This is a genomic window from Massilia sp. Soil_C_3 (assembly GCF_057657035.1).
Genome location: NZ_JBDGJG010000002.1, coordinates 427,768 through 452,612 on the forward strand (window position 1 = coordinate 427,768; position 24,845 = coordinate 452,612).

The window sequence follows — 24,845 nt, forward strand, 5'->3', positions numbered from 1 at the left end:
GCTTGCAGACTTGGGTCCCCGCCTTCGCGGGGACGACGTTCTTGTGCCAGGGGCACTGATTATCGATCTGGCGGCGCTTACGCCGCTGCCACTTCCTGCTTCACCGGCAGCGCGATCTCGTTGTTCACGCTGAACTGGTAATCCTTGAACACGTGTTCCGCGCTCAGGATCTGGTAATTGCCGTCCGCCAGCAGGTGGGTGGTGTCCTTGAGGCGGTAGGTGTAGTGGCCGCAGGTCCAGCAATTGAAGTTGCGCATGTGCGTGCACAGGCAGGTCTTGTCCATCACGACCACTTTCTTCTGGTCGGGATGGGCCTGCACCTCGCGGTTGTACGAATTGATGTACGCGCAGTTGCCGGTGGCGTCGAGCAGGTAGCCGTAGGATTCGCAGCCGGGACGGATGCCCGAGCCGATCGCCGGGGTATTCTTGAGCATGCGCATCGGATAGCCGGTCGGCGACACGCCGTTGACTTCGATGTCTTCTTCGCTGGCGCGGAAGTACTCCTGCTTGACGCTGTCCGGCAGGCCGCACTCGCTGGTGACGGTGAAGCGGGTCGCCACCTGCACGCCGGCGGCGCCTTTTTCCATGAAGCCGGCCGCATCCGAACCCGTAAACACGCCGCCGGCCGCGATCACCGGGATGCCCAGTTGTTCGGCCTGCATGAAGGCGTGGATCTCGTCCATGATGGTGTGCAGGTCATGCTGCTTCCAGTCGTCGAGGCCGAAGCCCAAATGGCCGCCGGCCAGCGGGCCTTCGACGATGACGAAGTCCGGCTTGCGGTTCAGGCGCGACACCTTCTTGAGGAACAATTGCAGCGCGCGCACCGAGGACACGATGATGCCCAGGTGGGCGTCGCGGAAGCGCGGGTGGTCCTTGATCAGCTCGAACGAACCCAGGTGCAGGCCGGCCGACAGGGTGATGCCGTCGATGCCGGCGTCCAGCGCCGCGCCCAGGCGCACGCGCAGGGTTTCCTTCGGCGCGTTCATGGTCAGCTTTTCCATGCAATTGACGTAGATAAGGCCATCGCCTTTCTTCGCTTCCATGGTCGAACCGACGTGGCGACGGGTCGCCTCGGCCAGGTGATCCAGGTCGAACTGGACCACCGCCTTGTTCATATTGTTGATGTTGAACTTGTAGGTCTTCGTCTTGTCTTTAACGAAGGTGGTGTCGAACTTGCGGTCGGACACGTCCTGGGACATGGCGTCGGAGATATGACCGATCCCGCCGAGGCGGGCCGCTTCGAGGGCCAGCTCGGACGTCGAAATGTCCACGCCCATTCCGCCAATCATGATGGGCACATATTCCTTGTTGCCCATACGTAGGCGGAAATCATCAACACGTTTCATTGCTATCCTTAGACTACCTAATCTGCCCGGGGGGTGCGGCGACGCGCAGCGTCGTAAACGCGTACGTTTTCGCACGGCGCCATTCTACTCCAAGCGGGGCAAGGCGCCGCAGATCACGTCCGCGTGCGCCTCGCTTTTCAAGCCGGTCATGCCGGCCACATGCGACTCAGCGTGGCGATCAGTCGCGGAAATTATTGAAGGCCAGCGGCAGCTCTTGCACATCCTTGCGCAACATCGCCATCGCCGTTTGCAGATCATCGCGCTTAGCACCAGTAACGCGCACCGACTCGCCCTGGATGCTGGCCTGCACCTTCATTTTGCTTTCCTTGATCAGTTTGGTGATCTTTTTCGCGTCTTCGGTCTCGATACCGTTGCGCACCTTGATCACCTGCTTGACCTTGTCGCCGCCGATCTTCTCGATCTTGCCTTCGTCGAGGAAGCGTACGTCGACCTTGCGCTTCGACATCTTGTTGATGAGCACGTCCTTGACCTGGCTGAGCTGGAAATCGGAATCCGCCAGCAGCGTCAGTTCGCGCTCTTTTTGTTCGACATTGGCCGAGCTGCCCTTGAAGTCGAAGCGGGTCGTGATTTCCTTGTTCGATTGCTCGACCGCGTTCTTGACTTCGACCATGTCTGCTTCGCAGACCACATCAAACGATGGCATGGAGTGTCCTTATTTTATAAAGCATTAGAGCCTGTCCCGGTAGGTGGGAGTCGCTCCTGGCGCGCCTGGCAGGCGTGTGCTGCGTTGCTCGTCGTTGCATGGCGCGCCATGCGGCCTCCTCGCGCCTTGCCCACGCCCGCCATGCATCGCCATGAGCTTCCCCCCCACCTACCGGGACAGGCTCTTAGATTAATCCCTCTATTTTAGCGGACAACGGCCCGAATCGCGACCGTTTTGCCAGGCAGGAAAGTCGGGAATGCGTGAACCACTATAATGAAACGACATTTTTTATCCCAACCGTCATGCATCCAGACCTGCCCATCGTCCACGACCAGCCGCTCGCCGGGCTGAATACCTTCCGCATCCCCGCCACCGCCCGTCAATACCTGCGCGTAACTAGCGCCGGGCAATTGACGGCGCTGCGCGCCGATCCCGCTCTCGCCAATCTGCCACGCCTGGTGCTGGGCGGCGGCAGCAACCTGCTGTTCACCCAGGACTTCGACGGCCTGGTGCTGCACATGGCCGGCCAGGGACGGGAGATCCTGGGCGAGAAGGGCGGCAAGATCCTGGTGCGCGCCCAGGCCGGCGAGAACTGGCACGCCTTCGTCGGGTTCACCCTGGCGCAGGGGCTGGGCGGGCTGGAAAACCTGTCCCTGATCCCCGGCACGGTCGGCGCCGCACCCATCCAGAATGTGGGGGCGTATGGCGTCGAAACCAAGGATGTGTTCCACAGCCTGACTGCCTTCGACATGGCCAGCGGCCAGATCCTCACCCTGGACGCGGCCGCCTGCCGCTTCGGCTACCGCGACAGCATCTTCAAGCATGCCGAGGGGCGCGATCTGATCGTGCTGGACGTCACCTTCGCGCTGCCGGCAGCCTGGCAGCCGAACCTGCGCTATGCCGAACTGGCCAATGCGGTGCAGGAAGCGGGGCTGGCGGCGCCGACGCCGCGCGATATCGGCGCCATCGTCGAAGCGATCCGCCGCCGCAAGCTGCCCGATCCACTGGAGATCGGCAATGCCGGCAGCTTCTTCAAGAACCCGGTGGTCTCGGGCGAGGAATGCCGGCGCCTGCTCGAGATGTATCCGAACCTGGTCCACCATGCCCAGGCGGACGGCAGCGAGAAGCTGGCGGCCGGCTGGCTGATCGACCAGTGCGGCTGGAAGGGAAAGAACATCGGCCCGGCCGGTGTCTACCACAAGCAGGCGCTGGTGCTGGTGAACCTTGGCGGCGCGCTAGGGACCGATGTGGTGCGCCTGGCCCAGGCCATCCAGTCCGACGTGGCGGCCCGCTATGGCGTGGCGCTCGAACCCGAACCCGTTTTCATCTAAGGACGTACTTAAGAGGACTACAGTATGAAGAAGGCAATCGTCACCGGCCACACCCGCGGCCTCGGGGCCGCGGTCGCGGCCGAACTGCAGGCGCGCGGCATCGCCGTGCTGGGCCTGGCGCGCGGCCGCTCGCCAATGGCCGGCATCGAACAGATCGCGCTCGACATGGCCGATCCGGCCGCCCTGCAAGCCTGGCTCGCGGGCGATGCGCTGCGCGATTTTCTGCAGGACGCGGGCGACGCGCTCCTGGTGAACAATGCCGGCGTCGTCACGCCGGTCGGGCCGCTGGCCGCGCAGGATCCCGCCGAGGTGCTGCGCGCCGTCGCGCTCAACGTCGGGGCGCCGTTGGCGCTGGCCGCCGCCTTCGTGCGGGCCGCGCCAAAGGCCCAGCGCCGCATCCTGCACGTTTCGAGCGGCGCGGCGCGCAATGCCTATCCCGGCTGGGCCGTGTATTGCGCGACCAAGGCGGCGCTCGACCAGCATGCGCGCGCGGTACTGCTCGACGGCGACACGGGTGTGCGCGCCTGCAGCCTGGCGCCAGGCGTGATCGACACCGATATGCAGGCCGCGATCCGCGCCACGCCGGATGCCGATTTCCCGATGCGCGAGCGGTTCATCGCGCTGAAGGAGGGCGGCGCGCTGGATTCGCCCGAGGCATGCGCCAGGAAGCTGGTCGATTATCTGCTGGCGCCGGGCTTCGGCAGCGAGCCGGTGGATGACTTGCGTAACTAGTTGACAGCATTGCGACACTTGTCGCATCATTGTGGCTATCGTCGCAATCTGGAGTGTTGTCCATGGCCGTGCCCTCGATCACTGAACTGAGCCTGCTGAAAGCCCTGTGGCGTCGGCAGCCATTGAGCGCCCGCGAACTCCATGACGTCGTCGTCGAGGAACTGGGCTGGTCGTATTCGTCGACCCGCAAGACGCTCGAACGCATGCTCGAGAAAAACATGGTGCGCCAGGAGCTGCGCCATGGCGTGCAGGTGTACGAGGCGGTGAGCGACAAGGTCGACACCCTGGCTGCTTTCGCCCATGACTTCGGGCGGCGTGTGATGGAAATCGATACGCCGCTGCCGGTCAATATGTTCACCGGCAGCAAGCTGGTCGACGATGCGGAGCTGGCCCGCCTGGAGCAGCTCCTGAACGACTGGCCGCTGGACTCGGACGGCGCCCCATGACTGCGCTCGACCAGCTGGCCATCCGCTTCCTGTTCGCCAGCGCGGGCTGCCTGGCGGCCGGGCTGGCGGTCTGGGGCGCGACCTGGCTGGCGCGGCGCGCGCTGCCGGCGCTGGGCATGCAGCGCTCGACCTGGCTGCTGGGACAGGCCGCGATCGCGGCCACCTTCCTGCTGCTGCTGATGCCTCCTGCGCGGCAGGCGAATATGCAACCGGTGTTCGAAGTCGACGTGAGCGCGGCGGCGGCGAACCTGCCCGTTGTCGACAGGGCCTCCGAGACCGTCGCCGGCATGCTGGCGGCCGCCGTGGATGGGCGTTCCCCGCTGGCCTGGCTGGCCTGGGCCTGGGTGCTGGCCTACGCGCTTGGCCTGGCGTGGATGCTGGCCCGGCTCTGGCGCGGCCAGCGGACGCTGAACCGGCTGATGCGGGGCGGCGCGCGCCAGCCAGGTGCAAGCGGGCCGGGCATCGTCGAAGTCGACGCCCCGATCCCGCCCATGCTGGTCGGCCCGTTCAAACCGCGCCTGCTGCTACCGCTATCCTTGCGCGACATCGATCCGCTGCAGCGCGAGCTGATCGTGGCCCACGAACTGACGCACTGGCGTCGCGGCGACCTGTGGTGGCTGACGGTGGGCGCCATGCTGCAGGCGCTGTGCTGGTTCAATCCCGCCATGCGCCTGCTGCGCGAAAAACTCACTTGGGCGCAGGAACTCGGCTGCGACCGCGACGTGCTGCGCGGCCGGCCGCCGCTCGAACGCCGTGCCTATGCCGCGGCCCTGGTCGCGCAGCTGCGCATGCAGCACCATGCGCATCGTGACATGAGTGGGGCGCTGGCGTTTGGCGGCGTCGTCCCGGATACCCTGGCGGCCCGGGTCGAACTGATCCGCGCTCCCGGCGCGGCACGGCACGCCGCATGGGCGCGCGGCGCGGGATTCGCGATGCTGGCGCTGGCCTTCGGCGGCAACCTGGCGCTGCAGCCCGCGCTGGCCTGGAGCAGCCATCCGAAGACCCTCGATTGCACCCTCATGCTCGACGCCGCGAGCGGCGCGCGCCTGCTCGAGCAGGGCGATTGCGGCGTGCGCGCCACGCCGGCCTCCACGTTCAATATCGTCGTCAGCCTGATGGGCTATGACAGGGGCATCCTGGTCGACGCCCACACGCCGGCGCTGCCGTTCAAGCCAGGCTATATCGACTGGCTGCCGGCCTGGCGCACGACCACCGACCCCACGGGCTGGATCCGCAATTCGACCGTGTGGTATGCGCAGCAGGTGACTTCGCGCCTCGGTGTCGACGGCCTGCAATCGTATTTGCAGCGTTTCGACTACGGCAACCGGGATCTGTCGGGCGGCGTGACCGATGCCTGGATCGGTTCCTCGCTGCAGATTTCGCCGCAGGAGCAGGCGGCCTTCCTGCGCAAGGTCGTCAACCGCGAGCTGGGCTTGACTGCGCAGGCCTACGACACGACCTCGACCCTGCTGCGCCTGCCCACGCTGCCAAACGGCTGGGATGTGTATGCCAAGACCGGGACCGCCGTGCTGGAGCAGCCGGCCGGCATGGCGGAGCCGCCGCGTTCCTACGGCTGGTTCGTCGGCTGGGCCATCAAGGACGGCCGCACGATCGTGTTCACACGCCTGACCCTGGACCGGCAGCACCCGGAGCGCGCGGCCGGCCCGCTATTGAAAGAAGCCTTCCTGCGCGAACTGCCGTCAAGGCTGGACGCGCTCTAAACCTTATTTGAGGAACCCTTCATGAAGATCACAAGCCTGGCACTGGCCGCGGCTGGCCTCGTCGCGTGCATGCCTTTCGCATCCGCCGACGACTGGAGCACGCCGCAAGAGCCGTTCGCCTTGTCGAGCGACAGCTATTACGTCGGCACGCGCGGTCTCAGCGCGGTGCTGATCGCCTCGAAGCAGGGACACATCCTGATCGATGGCGCCATCCCCGAGGCGGCCAACCAGATCGCGGCCAACGTCCGCAAGCTCGGGTTCAAGGTCGAGGACATCCGCATCATCCTCAATTCGCACGAGCACTTCGACCACGCGGGCGGGATCGCCGAGCTGCAGCGGCTGTCCGGCGCCGAGGTCAAGGCGACTGCCGCCGCGGCGCCGGTCCTGCGCTCCGGCAAGGCCAGCCGTGGCGATCCGCAATATGCCGGCCTGCTCGAACTCGACATGGCCCCGGTGGCCAAGGTCGGCATCGTGCGCGACGGCGAAACGGTCAAGGTTGGCCCGCTGGCCGTTAGCCTGCACGCGACGCCTGGCCACACCCAGGGCGGCTCGACCTGGACCTGGGTGTCGAACGACGGGGCCAAGCGCGTGAACATGGTGTATGCCGACAGCCTGAACGCCATCGCCGCCGGCGCCTTCCGCTACAGCGGTGACCCGGCCTATCCGACCGCGCGCGGCGACGTGGAGCGCTCGATCGCGAAGGTCGCGGCGCTGCCTTGCGACGTGCTGGTGTCGGCCCATCCAGAAGGGAGCGACTTGTGGAAGCGCCACGCGCAGCGCGCCAGGCTGGGTAATGCGGCCTTCGTCGACAAGACCGCCTGCCGTACCTATGCCGACAAGGGCCGGGCGCAACTGGCAAGGACGCTCGCGGCGGAAGCGAAGACGCCGCCGATCGTCTGGCACGACAATGCGAAGATCGCCGAGATATTCGAGAAGGCGGGCGTGACCGGCACCTTCGTCGTGCACGACGTCGCCACCGGTGAATACACGGGCCACGACCGCCAGCGCGCCAGCATCCGCTACGTCCCGGCATCGACCTACAAGATCCCCAATTCGCTGATCGGCCTGGCCACCGGCGCCGTCTCCAGCGTCGACGAAGTGCTGCCGTATGGCGGCGGGCCGACCTACCTGCCGCAGTGGGCCAGGGACATGCCGCTGCGCGAGGCGATCAGGATATCGAATGTCCCGGTATACAAGGAACTCGCGCGCCGCATCGGCATGCCGCGCATGCGCGAAGGCCTGCGCCAGCTCGATTACGGCAATATGGAGACGGGATCGGTCATCGACGCCTTCTGGCTCGAGGGGCCGTTGAAGATCAGTGCGGTCGAGCAGACCCGCTTTCTGGGGCGTCTTGCGCAAGGCAAGCTGCCGTTCCCGAAAGCCGCGATGGCGGCGGTGCGCGAGATCGTGCGCCAGGAGGATAACCCGAATCTTCACGCGAAGACCGGCTGGTATATGCCCGACGATCGCAAGAACCAGATCGGCTGGTGGGTGGGCTGGGTCGAGAAGGACGGCAAGGTGTATGCGTTCGCGCTGAATGCCGACATCACTGACGATACGGTTGGCGCAAAGCGGGTGCCGCTGGGGAAGGCCGCGTTGCAGGCGCTGGGACTCTTGTGAACGAGGGTGCTAGCCGCAGATCTCGTGAAAGAGATCGCGCCAGGATGGGTTGAGTGACTGGATCAGGTTGATCTTCCAGTCGCGGTTCCAGCGTTTGAGTTGTTTTTCGCGGGTGATGGCGCAGATGATGTCGGTGTGGATCTCGTACCAGACGAGGTTCTTGATTTCATATTGTTTCGTGAAGCCCGCGACTGCGGCTTCGCGATGTTGCCAGACGCGCTTGATCAGGTCGGAGGTGACGCCGATGTATAGCGTGCCGTAGGGGCGGCTGGCTAGCATGTAGACATAAGACGGTTTGTCCATGCGGCCAGTTTGCGCGGGCGGTCATGGGTGGCGTTTGTGGCTGCTCAAGGGACTGGGGTTCCCGCCTTCGCGGGAACGACGGTTTTGAGGGGGTGGCAGAAGGATGTTCCGGCCCGCAGCTTAAGCACGTCGTTCCCGCGCAGGCGGGAACCCAAGCCCGCAGCACACCACCACCACAATTCCCGCCCACAAAAAAAGCCGCCCAAAGGCGGCTTCCCATCGCAGCCGAAACCAGCTATCAAGCCGGTTCCAACCGCCTTACTGCCCGCGCTTCGCGCGCGCCTTGGCCGCAATACGCATGCGCAGCGCGTTCAGCTTGATGAAGCCGCCCGCATCCGCCTGATTATAGGCGCCGCCGTCTTCGTCGAAGGTCGCGATGTTCATGTCGAACAGCGAATCGGTCTTCGAATCGCGCGACACGACGATCACATTGCCCTTGTACAGCTTGATGCGCACCCAGCCGTTGACGGTGGCCTGGGTGTGGTCGATCAGGGTCTGCAGCGCGACGCGTTCCGGCGCCCACCAGTAGCCGTTATAGATCAGCGAAGCGTAACGTGGCATCAGGTCGTCCTTCAGGTGCGCCACTTCGCGGTCCAGCGTGATCGATTCGATCGCGCGGTGCGCGCGCAGCATGATGGTGCCGCCCGGGGTTTCGTAGCAGCCGCGTGACTTCATGCCCACATAACGGTTTTCCACCAGGTCCAGGCGGCCGATGCCGTGCTTGCCGCCCAGGCGGTTCAGCTCGGTCAGGACGGCGGCTGGCGACAGGCGCTTGCCGTTCAGGCCGACGATGTCGCCTTTTTCGAATTCGACATCGAGGTATTCCGCCTCATCCGGCGCCTGCTCGGGCGACACGGTCCAGCGCCACATCGATTCCTCGGCTTCGGCGCTCGGGTTTTCCAGGTGCCGGCCCTCGAACGAGATGTGCAGCAGGTTGGCGTCCATCGAGTACGGCGCGCCGCCGTTCTTGTGCTTCATGTCGACCGCGATGCCGGCGTCTTCCGCGTACTTCAGCAGTTTTTCGCGCGACAGCAGGTCCCATTCGCGCCATGGGGCGATGATCTTGACGTCGGGTTTGAGCGCATAGGCGCCCAGCTCGAAGCGCACCTGGTCGTTGCCCTTGCCGGTCGCGCCGTGCGAAACGGCGTCGGCGCCGGTCTCGTTGGCGATCTCGATCAGGCGCTTGGCGATCAGCGGACGCGCGATCGAGGTGCCCAGCAGGTATTCGCCTTCATACACGGTGTTGGCGCGGAACATCGGGAACACGAAGTCGCGCACGAACTCTTCGCGCACATCGTCGATGTAGATGTTTTCTGGCTTGATGCCGAATTTCAGCGCCTTGGCGCGCGCCGGTTCGAGTTCTTCACCTTGGCCGAGGTCGGCGGTAAAGGTGACGATTTCGCAGTTGTAATTGTCTTGCAGCCATTTCAGGATGACGGAGGTGTCGAGACCGCCGGAATAGGCAAGGACTACTTTCTTGATGTCGCTCATGGGAGTTCCAGTGATGGAGGGATGGTAGAGGAGTAATGGTCAGCTGGCGCGCAAATCCATCCTGTCATTACAACAGGACGGATGGCCAACGATCAAGCTTCGGGGGTAAAAAAATTAATCTTCAATGCGACCGAGCAGCAGGTATTCGATCAGGGCTTTTTGCACGTGCAGGCGGTTCTCGGCTTCGTCCCAGACCACCGATTGCGGGCCGTCGATGACGCCGGCCGAGACTTCCTCGCCGCGGTGCGCGGGCAGGCAGTGCATGAACAGGGCGTCGCTGGCCGCGCGCGCCATCTTGGCTTCGTCGACGATGAAGCCGTCGAAGGCTTTCAGGCGCTCAGCGTTTTCCTTCTCGTAGCCCATGCTGGTCCAGACGTCGGTATTGACCAGGTGGGCACCTAGACAGGCGTCCGACGGGTTGTCGAACAGCGTATAGCGCGTGGTGTTGACCAGGCCCGGATCCATCTCGTAGCCCTTCGGCGTCGAGACGTTCAGGTGGAAGCCGAATACCTCGGCCGCCTGCAGCCACGAGTACAGCATATTGTTGGCGTCGCCGATCCAGGCCACCGTCTTGCCGGCGATCGAACCGCGATGCTCATGGAAGGTGAACACGTCGGCCAGCACCTGGCAGGGATGGTGTTCGTTGGTGAGGCCGTTGATGACCGGGACGCGCGAATTGGCGGCGAAGCGGTCGATGATGTCCTGGCCGAAGGTGCGGACCATGATGATGTCGCACATGCGGCTCATCACCTGACCGGCGTCTTCGACCGGCTCGCCGCGGCCCAGCTGGCTGTCGCGGGTGTTCAGGTAGATGGCGGCGCCGCCCAGCTGGTGCATGCCGGCCTCGAACGAGAGGCGGGTACGGGTCGAGCTCTTTTCGAACACCATCACCAGGGTGCGGTCGACCAGCGGATGATAGACCTCATAGGCCTTGAACTTGCGCTTGATGATCGCCGCGCGCTTGATGACGTATTCGAACTCGTCGCGCGTGAAGTCGGAGAATTGCAGGAAGTGCTTGATCGGAGTGGTGCCTGGCATAATCTGGTCTACTCGTTTGTTGTCCCTTGAATTATAAGGGCTTTTTCTTTCCGCTAGGGAAAGTGACGGTTTCTATTTCCTAATATAACGTCTGGGCCGACTCGTGCAGCAACTGCCCATATAGCTCGTGGCGCATGCGCGCGATCTTGCCCGCGGCCACCGCGTCCAGCACCGCGCACTGCGGCTCGGCCAGGTGGCGGCAGTTGTAGTACTTGCAGCCGCCCAGGTAGGGTTTGAACTCGACGAAGGCGCGTTCAAGCATGCCTTCCGTCAGGTGGTACAGGCCGAACTCCTGGAAGCCGGGCGAATCGATGATCGCCGAGGTCTTGCCATCGACTTCGGGCAACCAATACAGCCTGGTGAACGTCGTGGTGTGCTTGCCGGTGTCGAGGGCGGCCGAGATTTCGCGCACCGCGATGTCGGCGTCCGGCACCAAGAGGTTGATCATCGACGACTTGCCCATGCCGGACTGGCCGATGAAGATCGACGAGTGGCCTTCGAGCAGGGGGGCCAGGGTCGCCACGGTCTGTTCGGGGTTGCCGGTGGCCGATACCTCGTGCACCGGATAGCCCAGCGCGGCATACGGCGCAACGCGCTCGCGTGCGCGCGGCAGCAGGTCTTCGACGTCGGTCTTGTTCAGGATGAGGTGGGCCTCGATGCCGGCCGCCTCGCAGGCGACCAGCGCGCGCGACACCAGGTCGTCGGTAAAACCGGGCTCGGTGGCGACGACGATGAACAGGCGCGAGATGTTCGCCGCCAGCAGCTTCGATTTGTACTGGTCGGAGCGGTAGAGCAGGGTGGTGCGGTCCGCGATCTTTTCGATCACGGCCTGATCGTTCGAGGTGCGCTTGAGGTGCACCACGTCGCCTACGGCCACATTGGTCTTCTTGCCGCGCGTGACGCATTGCAGCTTTTCGCCGCCGGCGTCGGCCAGGTAGTGGCGGCCGTGGGCCGCGATGATGGTGCCGGTCAATTCATTGTTCTTGTCGCTCATGCGCTGGTCATTCCAAGGTAAAGCGCATTCACTTTCGCGGCGCAGATAAAATCGTTTTCAGTCAGGGCGCCGCCGGCCGAGTGGGTGCTCCACGTCACGCGGCAGGTGGCGTATCCGATCGTCATGTCGGGGTGGTGATCCTGCGTTTCTGCGACCTGCGCCACCGCGTTGACGAAGGCGATGGTGGCGCGGTAGTCCGGCAGCTTGAATTCGCGCGACAGGATGCCGTCGATCGCGGTCCAGCCGGGTACGTCGGCCAGCAAGGCGTCGATCACCCATGGATCGAGCGCCCTGGCGTTGTGGATGCAGTCGCGATGCTCCAGCTTCATGCGCCCGCCATCGTCAGGTGTTTCACGCGCACCGAGGCCGGCGGATGCGAATCGTAGAAGGCCGAGTGCAGCGGGTCCGGGGTGAGCGTGGAGGCGTTGTCCTCGTACATCTTGACCAGGGCCGATACCAGGTGACGGCTATCGGTATGCTGGGCGGCGAAGGCGTCGGCCTCGAATTCGTGCTTGCGCGAGGTGATCGACGACAGCGGCGCCAGCGGGAAGGTGAACACCGGCAGCACCAGCATGAACAGGATCAGGGCCATGCCGTCGTTCGAGGCGTTCATGAACGGCAGTACGCCCAACCCCGTATAGAACCAGGCCTGGCCTTTCAGGTAGCCGAGCAGGGCCAGGAAGGCCAGCGACATGGCAAACATCACACTGACGCGTTTGACGATGTGGCGCAGCTTGAAGTGGCCCAGTTCGTGCGCCAGCACGGCCTCGATCTCTTGCGGCTCGAGGCGCGACAGCAGGGTGTCGAAGAACACGATGCGCTTGGCGCGGCCGAAGCCCGAGAAATAGGCGTTGCCGTGGGCGCTGCGCTTGCTGCCGTCCATCACGAACAGGCCGCGCGACGCGAAGCCGACGCGCGCCATCAGGCCCTCGATGCGCTGCTTGAGGCTGGCGTCTTCGAGCGGGCTGAATTTATTGAACATCGGCGCGATCACGCTCGGGTAGATCGCAATCATGAGTAACTGGAAGCCGCTCCATACCAGCCAGGTATAGAACCACCACAGCTCGCCCGACTTGTCCATCAGCGTGAGTACGACCCACAGCAGCGGCAGGCCGATGACGGCGCCGACGACCGTGCTCTTGATAAGGTCGCTGAACCACAGTCCCGGGGTCATCTTGTTGAAACCGAAGCGCTGCTCCAGCACGAACTGGCGGTACCAGTCCAGCGGCAGGTCGAGCAGGCTGGAAATCACGCCGAAGGCCACCACCAGCGCCATCTGGTGCCACAGGCCGGGGCCGGTCAGCGGCAGCAGGGCCAGCGACAGCAGTTGAAGGCCGCCCAGCAGGGTGAAGCCGATCAGGACGGCGCCGCCACACAGCATGCCCACCAGGCCGAGGCGGGTCTTGGCAACGGTATAGTCGGCCGCTTTCTGGTGCGCCGCCAGCGGCACCTTTGGCGCAAACTCGGCCGGCACGCTGGCGCGATGGCGCGCGATGTGCCGGATGTGGCGCGCGGCCAGCCAGGTGCGCAGCACCATGGTGAGCACGAAGAAAACGACGAACAAAACCGAAAACCCGAATGATGACATTCTGTGCCTGTGAGAAAATGCAGGATTAAGTGTAAAACACGACTAGGCAAAGAGAGAATTATGTCACAAGCTACACCAACCACCGAGTCCGTCGCAGCCCAGCGTCCAAACGAGTTCAACCTGGTCTGGGTCGACATGGAAATGACCGGCCTGGACCCGGACAACGACCGCATCATCGAAGTGGCGGTGGTCGTTACCGATCCCGAGCTGAACATCATCGCCGAAGGCCCGGTGTTCGCCATCCACCAGTCGGACGCGACGCTGGACAAGATGGACAACTGGAACAAGGGCACCCATGGCAAGTCGGGCCTGATCGACCGCGTGAAGGCGTCGACCGTGACCGAAGCCCAGGCCGAGCAGGAACTGATCGCCTTCCTCAAGCAGTACGTACCGTCGAACAAATCGCCGATGTGCGGCAACTCGATCTGCCAGGACCGCCGCTTCATGGCGCGCGGCATGCCCAAGCTGGAGGCGTTCTTCCACTACCGTAACCTGGACGTGTCGACCCTGAAGGAACTGTGCCGCCGCTGGAAGCCCGAGGTTGCCACCGGCTTCAAGAAGCACCAGAAGCACACGGCCCTGGCCGACATCACCGAATCGATCGAAGAACTGCGCTATTACCGCGAGCACTTCATCCAGAAATGATTCGGTAAAAGCAGTACAAAAAACGCTCAGTATTGACAAGAAGGTATGCGAGAATGGCCGGTATGGTTCCGTTCACGCATACCGCCTTCCTTGGTGACAGCCAAACGGCCGCGCGCTTGCGTGACCACGACTGGACTGCTTCACCGCTCGGCCCGCCGGAGGGCTGGCCGCCAGCCCTGCGGATGGCGGTCGACATGATGCTGCACTCATCGTTCCCCACGTTTATCGCCTGGGGACCGCAGCTTGCTTTCCTGCACAACGACGCCTATATTCCGATCCTCGGCGAGCGCCATCCAGCCGTGCCAGCCGTGCCGTTTGCGCAGCTCTGGGCCGAAGTCATGCCCGACCTGTCTCACTTGATCGAGCGCACGCTGGCGGGCAACTCGGTCTTTCTCCAGGATATGGAGCTCAATCTCCTGCGTAACGGCTACCCCGAGCGCGCCTGGTTCACGTTTTCGTATGCGCCGCTGCATGACGCCCGTGGCGATGTCGCTGGGCTGACTTGCACCGTCATGGAAACCACCGGCCATGTGCTGGCCGCGCGCCGGGCGGCGTTTCAGCTGAAAGTGTCGGATGCGCTTGCACCGCTGGAAGACCCGGGCGAAGTCATCGCGACCGCAAGCGCGTTGCTGGGCGTGGAGCTCGGCGCCGGCCGCGTGCTGTATGCCGAGATCGATCCGCTTAGCGGACGCCTCGAGGTACCGCGATTGTGGACGTCTGCGGGTGCGGTGCGGCCGGCGTCGGGATTGCCGCTTTCCGACTTCAGTCCCGCCATCGTCGCCGAGCTGGGCGGCGGAGCGGTGGTACGGATCCACGATGCCGCCAACGATGCACGCACCGCAGACTTGCGCGCCAGCCGCATCGACGAGCGTATCGGCGCCGTGCTGGTGGTGCCGATCGTCAAATCGGGCCGCCTGACTGCCTGTCTTGGCGTCGATACGCCGACGCCGCGCTCGTGGAGCGAGTACGACGTCCAGCTCGCGCGCGATGTGGCCGAGCGCACCTGGGCCGCAGCAGAGACCGCGCGCGCCCAGGCGCTGCTGCGCGAAGAGCGCGACCGTAGTCGCGACATCTTCGACAATATCTCCGAAGGCTTCGCGCTGTTCGACCGCAACTGGATCATGCAGCGCATGAACGCCGAGGGCCTGCGCATCTGCGCCGTCACGCGCGAGGAAGTCATCGGCCGCAACCATTGGGAAGTGTTCACCGCCATGGCCGACAGCGAGGCCGGCCGCATGTACCACCGCGTGATGGACACGCGCCGCGCCGGCGCCGCCGAGCAGTGCCACACCTTCCCCGACGGGCGCCGCATCTGGACCGATATCCGCGCCTATCCGACCCAGGACGGCGGCATCGCCAGCTTCTTCCGCGACATCACTGACCGCAAGCTGGCCGAAGAAAAACTGATGGACGCCGACCGCCGCAAGGACGAATTCCTGGCGATGCTGGCGCACGAGTTGCGCAACCCGCTGGCGCCGATCAGCGCCGCCGCCGAGCTGCTCCGGATGGGCAATATGGACGAGCGCCGGGTGCACCAGAGCAGCACCATCATCGGACGCCAGGTGCGCCACATGACGCGCCTGGTGGACGACCTGCTCGACGTGTCGCGCGTCACGCGCGGCCTGATCACGCTGGGCCAGGCGCGGGTGCCGGCGCGCGCCGTGGTTGAAGAAGCGGTGGAGCAGGTGCGCCCGACGATCGACGCGCGCTCGCAGCAGCTGGGCGTGCGCCTGCCGCCCGAGCACGCTGCGGTGCGCGGCGACAAGGCGCGCCTGGTGCAGGTGGTGGCCAATGTGCTGGGCAACGCCGCCAAGTACACGCCGCCGGGGCGTGGCATCGACCTGCGCGCCGAGGTGCTGGGCTCGCGCCTGGTGCTCAGTGTGCGCGACGAGGGGATCGGCATGGACCGCGAGCTCACGGGACGCGTGTTCGACTTGTTTACCCAGGCCGAGCGTTCGTCGGACCGCTCGCAGGGCGGGCTTGGGTTGGGGCTGGCCCTGGTCAAGCACCTGGTCGAGCTACACGGCGGCACGGTGGGTTGTTCCAGCCCGGGCCTGGGCAAGGGCAGCACCTTCGTGATCAGCCTGCCGCTGCTGCAGGAAGAAGAAACGCCGGCGCCTGCGCCGGGGGCCGCTTGCCCGGCCGGCGCCGCGCCCTTGCGCGTGCTGGTGGTGGATGACAATCACGACGCCGCCGAGACGCTGGGGCTGCTGCTGTCGTCCCAGGGCCACGAGGTGGCGATCGAGCATGCGTCGCTGCCGGCGCTCGAGCGCGCGCGTGGCATGCGGCCCGACGTGTGTCTGCTGGATATCGGCCTGCCGGAGATGGATGGGCGCGAACTGGCGCGCCGGTTGAAGGCCGATCCGGTGACGCGCGACGCAACCCTGATCGCCGTCACCGGCTATGGCCAGCAGCAGGACCGCGACGCCGCGCTGGCGGCCGGCTTCGCGCATCATCTGGTCAAGCCGGTCAATGTCGATGTGCTGCTGCGCGTGCTGGACGGCGTGCGCACAAAAGAACATGCCAATCAGTCAGAGACGTTTGCCGACGTCGTTCCCGCGCAGGCGGGAACCTAAGCACCTGGAGCCGCCACAATAACAATCGAAGGAGACTAGATGAAAACAAAACGTACTGTCATCGCAAAATCACTGGCACTTGTATTACTCTCCACCCTGGGCGTTGCTTCCTACGCCGCCAACCCGATCGTCCCCGGCTGGTACGCCGACCCCGAAATCCGCATCTACGGCAACAAGTACTGGATCTATCCCACCTATTCGGACCACTACGGCACCCCGCGCAAGTCGCGCGCCTTCACCCCGGAGCAGGAGCGCATGCGCGCCAAGTCCGACCTGATTTGGGAACCCTACCTGAAGCAGACCTTCCTCGATGCGTTCTCGTCAACCGACCTGGTCAACTGGACAAAGCACACCCACGTGCTCGACGTCGAGAACGTCTCGTGGGCGGCGTATGCGGTGTGGGCGCCTTCCGCCATCGAACACAACGGCAAGTACTACCTGTTCTTCGGCGCCAACGACATCAAGGCTAATGGCCAGTTAGGTGGTATCGGCGTGGCGGTCAGCGACCGTCCCGAAGGCCCGTTCAAGGATGCGCTCGGCCGCCCGCTGATCGACAAGATCCACAACGGCGCCCAGCCGATCGACCAGATGGTATTCAAGGACGACGACGGCCAGGTGTATATGTATTACGGCGGCTGGAAGCACGCCAACGTCGTCAAGCTGGCGCCGGACCTACTGAGCGTCGTGCCGTTCCCAGACGGGACCACCTACAAGGAGATCACGCCCGACCCGGCCTATGTGGAGGGCTCGTTCATGGCCAAGCGCAATGGCGTGTACTACTTCATGTGGTCGGAAGGGGGGTGGACGCGGCCGGATTATCGTGTCGCCTACGCCATGAGCAAGTCGCCGTTTGGACCGTTCAAGCGTATCGGCACGATTCTGCAGCAGGATACGACCATTGCCAATGGGGCGGGGCACCACTCGGTGGCTAATATTCCGGGTACGGATGATTGGTACATCGTCTATCACCGCCGGCCGTTGGGCGACAAGGACGGTCACCACCGCGAGACGGCGATCGAGCACTTGTACTTTAATGCGGATGGCACGATCAAGCCGGTGGTCATGACTACTGAGGGAGTGGCGCCGCGACAGATTCATCACGGCGGATGAAGGTGTCGAGCGATTAGCAAGACCGTTAGACGGTTTTGCGGGACGTGACAAACTAGCCGAGCAATGGCGCCAGTCCAGCCAGAACATATTGGTGTAAGGCGTCTTGTATGACGGCTTTCGACCCGAAGCGGACATTCGAGCTGATACGCTTACCTATCAATAGTAAGAATAGACCAGTGCTCCTCTAGGATACATTTTTGCTTAGGTCGAGATAGTGGATGTTTAGTCCTGGCTTCGCATCAGACGAGATCCAATGATTCGCTCGATTGCGACAGCCATTTCCAGCAAAAACCGATCGCTACCTGGCATCCCGAATACCGTGATCCCGAAAGGATGGTGCTCCTGATCTTGTCCAACTGGAATTGCGACCACTGGCGCTCCAGCTTTACCCGTGCACTTTGCAGCCGCACACATTGGTGTCAACAATACGTCAGTGGATTTTTCCGCCATTGCGGTAGCGATGCCGCTATCTAAGCTCAGTGCGAGGTCGCGACGACGATCTGCGATATAGTCGTTTGATTGCATGTCCGATGATGCATTGGCCGCTTCCAGGAGGGACTGACCATATGGAATTGCTTCGCTGCAGGCTTTGTTCCATTCGATGATAGCAGCTAGCGACGACATGCCGCATGGCTGCAAGGTTTCGAGGAAACTGTTCAGGCTTTCCCTGAACTCGGTTCGGAAGACGCAAGAGCGAACCTCGTGCAACTGTTCTGCGCTCGGTAGATCGCACGGATCGATAATAACTGCGCCAGCTTGCGCCAGAGTACGCAACGCACCCTCGAATGCCGCACGGCGAACGTCGCTCATCACATTGTCCGCAATGAACCGGCGTGGTACACCGATGCGCAATCCTTGCAGGGTTGGGAAGCCTGCTGCTGCGTCCGGAATTCGGGCCAGCGTCGCCACGTCCTTAACGTCCGCACCTGCAACCGCCTCGTAGACCAGGATTGCGTCGTCCACGGTCCTCGTCAGTGGTCCGGGAGAGTCCTGGCTTGGAACGAGCGGTATGATGCCGTGTCGGCTGACGGCGCCAACCGTTGGTTTGAATCCGACGATACTGGTGTGGGTAGCCGGCCCCTGGATGGAATTCTGAGTTTCAGTACCGATCGCAAATGCGCACAAGTCAGCAGCAACCGCTGCGGCAGAACCGACGCTCGATCCCATGCCGCGTCCATAGCGCAGCCCAAGTGGATGGCGCACCACGCCGCCGGCGCCGCTGAACTCGGAAGGCATCGTGTCCGAGACGAAGTCGGCGAACTCCGTAAGGTTGGTCTTCCCTAGAAGCACCGCACCTGCATCGCGCAGCCTTTTGACCAGAGTTGCCTCGTATGGCGGCACGAACTCCGCCAATGCCCGGCTCCCGGCCGAGGCAGGACTGCCGTCTACAGTAAATATATTATCTTTCAGGAGATAAGGCACCCCGTGCAACGGCCCCCGATGACGACCTTCGGCAAGCTCGGCATCGGCGCGGCGTGCCTCATCCAGCGCCAGCGGCGATATGCTGCGAACGCAATTCAGGCCAGCCCCACTGCGGCCAAAGCGCTGTATGCGGTCGAGGTACCATTCTGTGACTTCGACAGATGACACTTTTCGGGCAGCGATCGCAGCCCCAATCGCTCTTGCGGTACCCGATGTGAGGAGAGCGGAGGTAGTGTGCATGCGTCTATCCATATAGCAAAACTAAGATGCTACAAATTATTACAGGTTGGTATGATGATGCCTTGAATAAATGAACCTATTTCTCAGGTAGCAACTTCCAATACCGATGCGTCTCCCGCATCCTCCCGCTTGCCATCATTTCAACCATCGTATCGACGACTGCGCCATCCTATGCGCTCAATGTAGACACGCCGATGGCGGCTTACCGGCATGATGTATTCGACACCCGCGTCGGCGCGCCGCGCAATGCCCTGGCGATGGCACAAACAGCTGACGGTTGGTTATGGTTCGGCACACCGACAGGGCTATATCGCTTTGACGGTGTCCGGTTCGAGCGTTTCCATCCCCTGCTGGGCGAGCATTTGCAGGGACAATACATCACGGCATTGCTGGCGCATCCCAATGGCGATCTCTGGATTTCGTATCTGTACGGCGGGGTCAGCGTTCTAACTGACGGTCGCCTGCATCATTTACCATATCGAAACGGCTTGCCGGTCAGACAAGTGACGAGTTTCGCGGTAGACGGCAATCACGTATGGCTGGCCCCATCCTCAGGCCTGCTCCGTTATCGAGGCGATCGCTGGCAGCACTTTGATGCCAGCATGAGATTTGCAGGCGACATTGCAACTTCGGTTTACCGTGATCCTTACGGCCGGGTTTGGGCTGCGGATAGTGCGAATGTCTATCTGCTTGATCGAACCAATGATCGCTTCCATCGTATGTTTGGTGTCACCGGAGACACAGTATTTGCTGCTTCGCCGGATGGCCGAGTATGGGCTGCCGACGGTACGACCGTACGCTTGATGCCGATGCCAACCGACGGCTGGCATCGAGCAGAGCCCACCCCGGTACGCCAGAACACGCACCAGACCTTATTCGACCGAAACGGAAACTATTGGTCTGGCAACTGCCCTGACGGCATCTGCGTGCTGCGACCTTCAAATCAGCGACTGTCTCTGGGGAACTTTCCCGACTTGACGAGCGCAGGCAGACGCAACGATGGCCGTATCGGCAACCCATCGGTGACGGTCACCAGCATGCTGGAGGACCGAGAAGGTAATCTATGGACCGCAACGACGGCAGGGGTCGAGCGTTTGCGCGATACCCGTCTGCTGCCGCTTGTATTGCCCCCTGCATCTGGATGGCCTTCGATGGCGCTTGATATGACGGGAACTGTGTGGATTGCTTCGACCATTCTGGCGGAGAACGGACGCCTTTGGAAAGTCGAGCGAGCAGACCCGGTCGAGGAGCAGTCAGGACAGGCCAGCGCCCTAGTCGCGGAAGGACGAGGAGGAACCGTCTTGGTCGGAGGATCGCGTTGGATCGAACGCCGGTTTGGTCCCCGGGTAATCGCACGTTACCCGATGCCTTTCAGCGCTGAAGGCACGACGGCGCGTGACAAGGTGCTCTTGCTGGCAGAAGACCGCGATGGTATCTGGCTATACCAAGGAGGTCGCGGCCTTATGCGGCTGCGCGACGGAACCTGGACACAAGTGCCGGCCGAGACAGGGCTGGGGCGTGCAATTTACGCCTTTGTAGACGCTGACGGGCGCACCTGGTTCGGCACGCGCGATAGTCGCGTCGTGATGTTCGATGGCCAGCAACGTACCGAATACGGGGCCAACGATGGTATCGACCTTGGCGCTGTTACATTCGTGCACGCCGGCGGCGATCGCATTGTCAGCGGTGACAACGGCACCGCTGTATGGAGCGGCCAGCGATTCCGCCCCCTGCATGCCCCAAGCTGTCGACCTCGCAAACGTCTCCGGCTTCGGCACCAGTGAAGATGGCGATCGATGGCTTAACACGACGCGCGGGCTACTTTACGTGAAACTGGGAGATTGGCAACGGAGTATGGCCGATCCGGCCTTGCCATTGCACGGCGCCCTGCTGGACGAACTCGATGGCTTTCCCGGCATGGGACACGGCGTCTCGCCGGTGCCCACCTTGCGGCTGGGTGGCGATGGCCGGCTGTGGGTTAGTGGAGCCGATGGCGTCGCGGTACTCGACCGCGAGCGCATGGCGGTCAACAGAGTCGCTCCGACTGCGTTCACGTTCGCCCTGAGCGCGGATACCCGACACCACACTGAAGGCATGCCGTCAATACTACCTGCAGGTATCGAACGCCTTCGGTTCGACTTCACTGCCCCCAGCATGACGATGCCTGAACGAGTGCGATTCCGCTACCGCCTTGTCGGCTTCGATCACGGATGGCTCGATAGCGGAACGATGCGTTCGGCCTCATACACGAATTTGGGACCGGGCAAATACCATCTGGCAGGCCTGGGTTATCGATCTGCTGCACCAGCTTGCTGGCTGCGCGACGCGTCATGCTAAGACGGTTCAGGTATGGTCGAAATAGATTCGCCGCATGCGCGCAGTCGATTAGCACTTGCTCGTCGACTGCCGACTCGCCCTCGCCAAGTGCGGAATGCGCACGCCTACGGTCAGGCCGAGGACGGTCGCAAAATCGATGGCGAGGTCCATCCGAACTGATGCCAGCCGATCAGTTCGTTTAGACGTTCGGGATCATACCTGCTGAGCTGGTCTAAGCACCAGCAGCGAGTGTTGCCGGTAGGCGCAGGGTTGGCGGCGCGTTGAGACATCCGCCATTTCCCAACCCGATCCGCGTAACTATCGTTCCGTGCCGCCTGCTGCAACCACCGGGTAAAACGGACTCTCTGGCGGTCCCAGGTAGCTCGGTTGCAAGCCACCAGTATTGATCACGAGACGTTGCAGCACTATCGCCGGGTCTAGCGCCCAGAACTTGACAGTATGGCGTCCCGGACGCTTCACTACATGCTTAGTGCTGAACTTCGCCACCCCATCCGAAACAAGTTTGCGCCAGTATTGTTCGGACTCGTCCGCATGTATATTGACTTCCTGCGGCGCGGCATCGTCGATTGATACAGCAAACCGGAATCCTTCACCCGGCTGGAACTTCAGCGTAGGGCTCAGTACAACCTGGAGTTCGATCTCGCCTGCTGTAAACAGATTGACGTCGTACTCGAGCTTCATGCCATCGGCGAGCGACATGGCGGCCCCAGTCGAGGGTATCGTCGTCATGCCCGATAGCGTGTGGCCGTGATCTGGAATCCTCAGCCATTGCCGACCTGCCGGAGCTTCGGCCCGGCTATAGCGTTCGGCTTCCATCGCCACCACGCCCTGCGTTTCCACATAACCCTTCATCGACGCAAGCGCGCTGTCGGCAAGCTTGTGCACCGGGACCTTGATTGTGACCTTCGCCTTGGCCGGCCCACGGACGGTCAGTTGCGCATGAGTCGTCCCGACCGGAACGGCTTCCCAGTCGACATCAACGCGGATGCGCCGCTCCGTCTCGACGCGCCCGGTCTTGGCGTCGAGCCGGATCCACGGGTGGCTCGTTTCGATCGAATAGCTGAAAGGCTCGCTGCTACGGTTGAACAACTCGAAGTGACCCATCTGTTTTTGAAACACGTCCAGGGCAGGTAGAATCAGCTCGCGGATCGGGAACACCGGCCAGGCAGTTGGATTGCCCTGCACGGCAATTCCCATCTGATCCGAAGGGTGGATGCCATTGGGCGCCGCAAGTTCGCCATCCGGCGGCAGTCGCAGTTCTGACACGGCCGGCATGACGTCGCGATAGGGCTGATCCCAGTTATGGTAGCCGAAACGAGTTTGCGACATCATGTGACTCCACTTGCCCTGCTTGATGTCGTGCTGATACTGGCGCGCCAGATCGGCGTCGCGCTTGAACAGCTTGCGCACCCTGACCGCCATATCGTTCGTCGTGACTCGCCCCTGGCGCGCATACAGGCGGTTGCGGCCAGCCGACACATACATGTCGAGGGCATTCGCGGAGGCGAGTACTGGATATTCGACAAGCTGGAAATAGGCGTCATGCATCGAGGCCGGGAGCTTGCGTTTCAGGCTCTGTGCTTCTCCGGCAAGCGCATTGAACTGATCAACGACGCGCTCCGCCTCGTCATAGCTTGTAAGGCTGTAGGTGTCCGGCTCGACCTGCTCAGGCTTGCGGCGAGCGTTATAGCGCGTATAGCGATCGACGATCGATGCAATCTGCTTGGCATGGGCGGGACCAAACTCGCGCGCTGCCCAGTTGCGCAGGTAGTCGGGCAGGCGCTCGGCCGGCCATGCGGATGGATTCCACGCGTAATTCATGAAGAACTCGACTGGGACTTCCATCGGCTTGAGGTCGCCGACGTTGACAACCCACAGCCGGTTGGCGCCGAACTGGTTCGCCAGATTCATCTGCTCCCAGATCTTGCTGATCTGGATAACGTTCAGCCATTTATAAGATCGGGGGACACCGACATAATCGAAGTGATAGTAGACGCCCGCGCCACCGCTGCGTTTGCGTTCCTCTTCCGTCGGCAAACGACGGATATTGCCGAAATTGTCATCGCACCATAGCAGCAGCATGTCGTCGGGCACGCGCATGCCTTTCTCGTAGTATTCCTGTACCTCTTTGTACAGCGCCCACAGCTGCGGTACTTTTTCCGGTTCCTGACCCAGTTCCTTGCGAATCAATGTGCGCTGGTCCTTGACGATCTGCTCCAGGAGCGCGACGTTCGCCCCTTCGGACATCGGCTCGTCGCCGTCGCCGCGCATCGCCATCGTGATCACCTTCTCGTAGTCGCGGGTGTTGCGCATTCCCTGCGCCCAGAACTCGCGCAAGCCCGCTCCATTGCGTTCATAGTCCCACGGCCCCTTGCCGTAGCGATGCCATTCCTGCTGCGCACGCATCATCGGCTCGTGGTGCGACGTTCCCATCACGATGCCCATCATATCGGCCAGCTTGCCATTCTCCTTGTCGTCGTCATGGAACGACGAATACCACATCGCCGGCCACAGAAAATTGGCACGCATTCGCAGCATCAGCTCGAACAGCTTTTCGTGGAATTCCCGGCTGAAGCCACCAAAGTGCTTCTTGGCCCAATTGGTCAGCGCCGGCGCCTCGTCATTCAAGAAGATGCCCCGATATTGGACGGTCGGTTTTTCCATCACGCGCGTAGTCAGCGCAACGTTGATCACCTTGTTTTCCACGATCGGCACGTCGGCCCACCAATACCAGGGCGAGACGCCGATCTGCTCGGAGACGGTATAGGTGCCGAAAATGGTCCCACGCTTGTCACTTCCAACTACAACGAGTGCACGTTTGATGCTGGGAGTTGGATTGGCAACTGCCTGGATTACGAAGCCCTCCCATTGTCCCGCCAATCCCTGCGCATTGACTTTTCCCTCAGCCACGAGCTGGTCGATCAGTGCATGCCGGCCCAAGGTGCCGATAATGATAGCGTCATCCGAGTGAACAGCAGCGCCGACCTTCCATTGCGGCTCCCTTCCACTCACACTAAGAATGTCCCGTTGCAGGTCCCGGGCGGCGCGGACCACCCCAGGATATTCATCCGATCCCACAATAATCGGAGCAGCGCCGCGATCACTACTGAGTGCCACCCCGGAATCACCAGCGAAATCCACGAACTTCGGCGTGCCTAGCGCAGATGCATGCGCAGGGCTGATCACACAGAGAATGACAATCGACATTCGTGCGCTAGCAACCATCTGTCGCTGTCGAGAT

The 24,845-nt window shown here is 62.7% G+C and carries 20 protein-coding genes and 1 pseudogene; 11 read left to right on the top strand and 10 right to left on the bottom strand.

From position 1 onward, the window contains the following. Positions 1-77: 77 nt before the first annotated feature. Both AC3A6F_RS04845 and AC3A6F_RS04850 read right to left on the bottom strand, forming a co-directional pair. Positions 78-1,346, bottom strand: a complete 1,269-nt coding sequence (locus AC3A6F_RS04845; RefSeq protein WP_487678837.1) for a nitronate monooxygenase — start codon at positions 1,344-1,346, stop codon at positions 78-80. Between the two features lie 178 nt (positions 1,347-1,524). Beyond that, positions 1,525-2,010, bottom strand: a complete 486-nt coding sequence (locus AC3A6F_RS04850) for a YajQ family cyclic di-GMP-binding protein (RefSeq protein ID WP_487678838.1) — start codon at positions 2,008-2,010, stop codon at positions 1,525-1,527. Positions 2,011-2,312: 302 nt separating this feature from the next. Between AC3A6F_RS04850 and murB the strand changes: the two genes are divergently transcribed. The 6 genes and pseudogenes from murB (at position 2,313) to blaOXA (ending at position 7,860) form a co-directional block, all read left to right on the top strand. Beyond that, positions 2,313-3,341, top strand: coding sequence for a UDP-N-acetylmuramate dehydrogenase (murB, locus tag AC3A6F_RS04855; protein ID WP_487678839.1), 1,029 nt, complete (start codon positions 2,313-2,315; stop codon positions 3,339-3,341). A gap of 24 nt (positions 3,342-3,365) precedes the next feature. Continuing rightward, positions 3,366-4,073, top strand: coding sequence for an SDR family oxidoreductase (locus tag AC3A6F_RS04860; protein ID WP_487678840.1), 708 nt, complete (start codon positions 3,366-3,368; stop codon positions 4,071-4,073). A gap of 62 nt (positions 4,074-4,135) precedes the next feature. Continuing rightward, the gene (locus AC3A6F_RS04865; protein WP_487678841.1) at positions 4,136-4,519 is read left to right on the top strand and encodes a BlaI/MecI/CopY family transcriptional regulator; all 384 of its coding nucleotides are present in this window, start codon (positions 4,136-4,138) and stop codon (positions 4,517-4,519) included. After that, the gene (locus AC3A6F_RS04870; protein WP_487678842.1) at positions 4,516-6,240 is read left to right on the top strand and encodes a penicillin-binding transpeptidase domain-containing protein; all 1,725 of its coding nucleotides are present in this window, start codon (positions 4,516-4,518) and stop codon (positions 6,238-6,240) included. The genes AC3A6F_RS04865 and AC3A6F_RS04870 overlap by 4 nt, the downstream gene beginning before the upstream one ends. 69 nt (positions 6,241-6,309) lie before the next feature. Then, a pseudogene (gene bla, locus AC3A6F_RS04875) lies at positions 6,310-7,104 on the top strand (subclass B3 metallo-beta-lactamase); the annotation flags it as partial. Further along, complete coding sequence (gene blaOXA, locus AC3A6F_RS04880) at positions 7,093-7,860, top strand: class D beta-lactamase (protein ID WP_487678988.1); 768 nt, start codon at positions 7,093-7,095, stop codon at positions 7,858-7,860. The pseudogene bla and the gene blaOXA, both read left to right, overlap by 12 nt. Before the next feature lie 9 nt (positions 7,861-7,869). Here blaOXA and AC3A6F_RS04885 read toward each other — a convergent pair whose 3' ends face one another. From AC3A6F_RS04885 to AC3A6F_RS04910, 6 genes are all read right to left on the bottom strand, one after another. Continuing rightward, positions 7,870-8,163, bottom strand: coding sequence for a GIY-YIG nuclease family protein (locus AC3A6F_RS04885; RefSeq protein ID WP_487678843.1), 294 nt, complete (start codon positions 8,161-8,163; stop codon positions 7,870-7,872). A gap of 258 nt (positions 8,164-8,421) precedes the next feature. Next, a complete protein-coding gene (locus AC3A6F_RS04890; protein WP_487678845.1) occupies positions 8,422-9,654 on the bottom strand; it encodes an argininosuccinate synthase in 1,233 nt (410 codons plus the stop codon). A 114-nt stretch (positions 9,655-9,768) separates the two neighbouring features. Continuing rightward, a complete protein-coding gene (argF, locus tag AC3A6F_RS04895) occupies positions 9,769-10,692 on the bottom strand; it encodes an ornithine carbamoyltransferase (protein ID WP_487678846.1) in 924 nt (307 codons plus the stop codon). 79 nt (positions 10,693-10,771) lie between these two features. After that, positions 10,772-11,686 (bottom strand): ribosome small subunit-dependent GTPase A, encoded by a 915-nt coding sequence (gene rsgA, locus AC3A6F_RS04900; protein WP_487678847.1) that lies wholly within the window; start codon positions 11,684-11,686, stop codon positions 10,772-10,774. Continuing rightward, positions 11,683-12,015, bottom strand: coding sequence for a 4a-hydroxytetrahydrobiopterin dehydratase (locus tag AC3A6F_RS04905; protein WP_487678848.1), 333 nt, complete (start codon positions 12,013-12,015; stop codon positions 11,683-11,685). The genes rsgA and AC3A6F_RS04905 overlap by 4 nt, the downstream gene beginning before the upstream one ends. After that, positions 12,012-13,274: a M48 family metallopeptidase gene (locus AC3A6F_RS04910; RefSeq protein WP_487678849.1), complete on the bottom strand. Its 1,263-nt coding sequence runs from the start codon at positions 13,272-13,274 to the stop codon at positions 12,012-12,014. The genes AC3A6F_RS04905 and AC3A6F_RS04910 overlap by 4 nt, the downstream gene beginning before the upstream one ends. Before the next feature lie 60 nt (positions 13,275-13,334). Here AC3A6F_RS04910 and orn point away from each other — a divergent pair, with 60 nt between their 5' ends. Genes orn through AC3A6F_RS04925 form a run of 3 tightly spaced genes read left to right on the top strand, consistent with a single transcriptional unit; the run spans position 13,335 to position 17,605 of the window. After that, positions 13,335-13,919, top strand: a complete 585-nt coding sequence (orn, locus tag AC3A6F_RS04915) for an oligoribonuclease (RefSeq protein WP_487678850.1) — start codon at positions 13,335-13,337, stop codon at positions 13,917-13,919. A 53-nt stretch (positions 13,920-13,972) separates the two neighbouring features. After that, positions 13,973-16,495: a hybrid sensor histidine kinase/response regulator gene (locus tag AC3A6F_RS04920; protein ID WP_487678851.1), complete on the top strand. Its 2,523-nt coding sequence runs from the start codon at positions 13,973-13,975 to the stop codon at positions 16,493-16,495. A gap of 39 nt (positions 16,496-16,534) precedes the next feature. Further along, positions 16,535-17,605 (top strand): glycoside hydrolase family 43 protein, encoded by a 1,071-nt coding sequence (locus AC3A6F_RS04925; RefSeq protein ID WP_487678852.1) that lies wholly within the window; start codon positions 16,535-16,537, stop codon positions 17,603-17,605. A gap of 222 nt (positions 17,606-17,827) precedes the next feature. Here AC3A6F_RS04925 and AC3A6F_RS04930 read toward each other — a convergent pair whose 3' ends face one another. Further along, positions 17,828-19,267 carry an amidase family protein gene (locus AC3A6F_RS04930; RefSeq protein ID WP_487678853.1) on the bottom strand — a complete coding sequence of 480 codons (1,440 nt, stop codon included), beginning with the start codon at positions 19,265-19,267 and terminating at the stop codon, positions 17,828-17,830. 194 nt (positions 19,268-19,461) lie between these two features. On the opposite strand from AC3A6F_RS04930, the gene AC3A6F_RS04935 reads away from it, so the two are divergent. Together AC3A6F_RS04935 and AC3A6F_RS04940 are read left to right on the top strand one after the other, a co-directional pair. Next, positions 19,462-21,051 carry a ligand-binding sensor domain-containing protein gene (locus tag AC3A6F_RS04935; protein ID WP_487678854.1) on the top strand — a complete coding sequence of 530 codons (1,590 nt, stop codon included), beginning with the start codon at positions 19,462-19,464 and terminating at the stop codon, positions 21,049-21,051. A 70-nt stretch (positions 21,052-21,121) separates the two neighbouring features. Beyond that, positions 21,122-21,604 (top strand): triple tyrosine motif-containing protein, encoded by a 483-nt coding sequence (locus AC3A6F_RS04940; RefSeq protein ID WP_487678855.1) that lies wholly within the window; start codon positions 21,122-21,124, stop codon positions 21,602-21,604. A gap of 297 nt (positions 21,605-21,901) precedes the next feature. On the opposite strand, the gene AC3A6F_RS04945 is transcribed toward AC3A6F_RS04940, so the two are convergent. Then, positions 21,902-24,811, bottom strand: a complete 2,910-nt coding sequence (locus AC3A6F_RS04945) for a glycosyl hydrolase 115 family protein (RefSeq protein WP_487678856.1) — start codon at positions 24,809-24,811, stop codon at positions 21,902-21,904. Positions 24,812-24,845 lie beyond the last annotated feature (34 nt).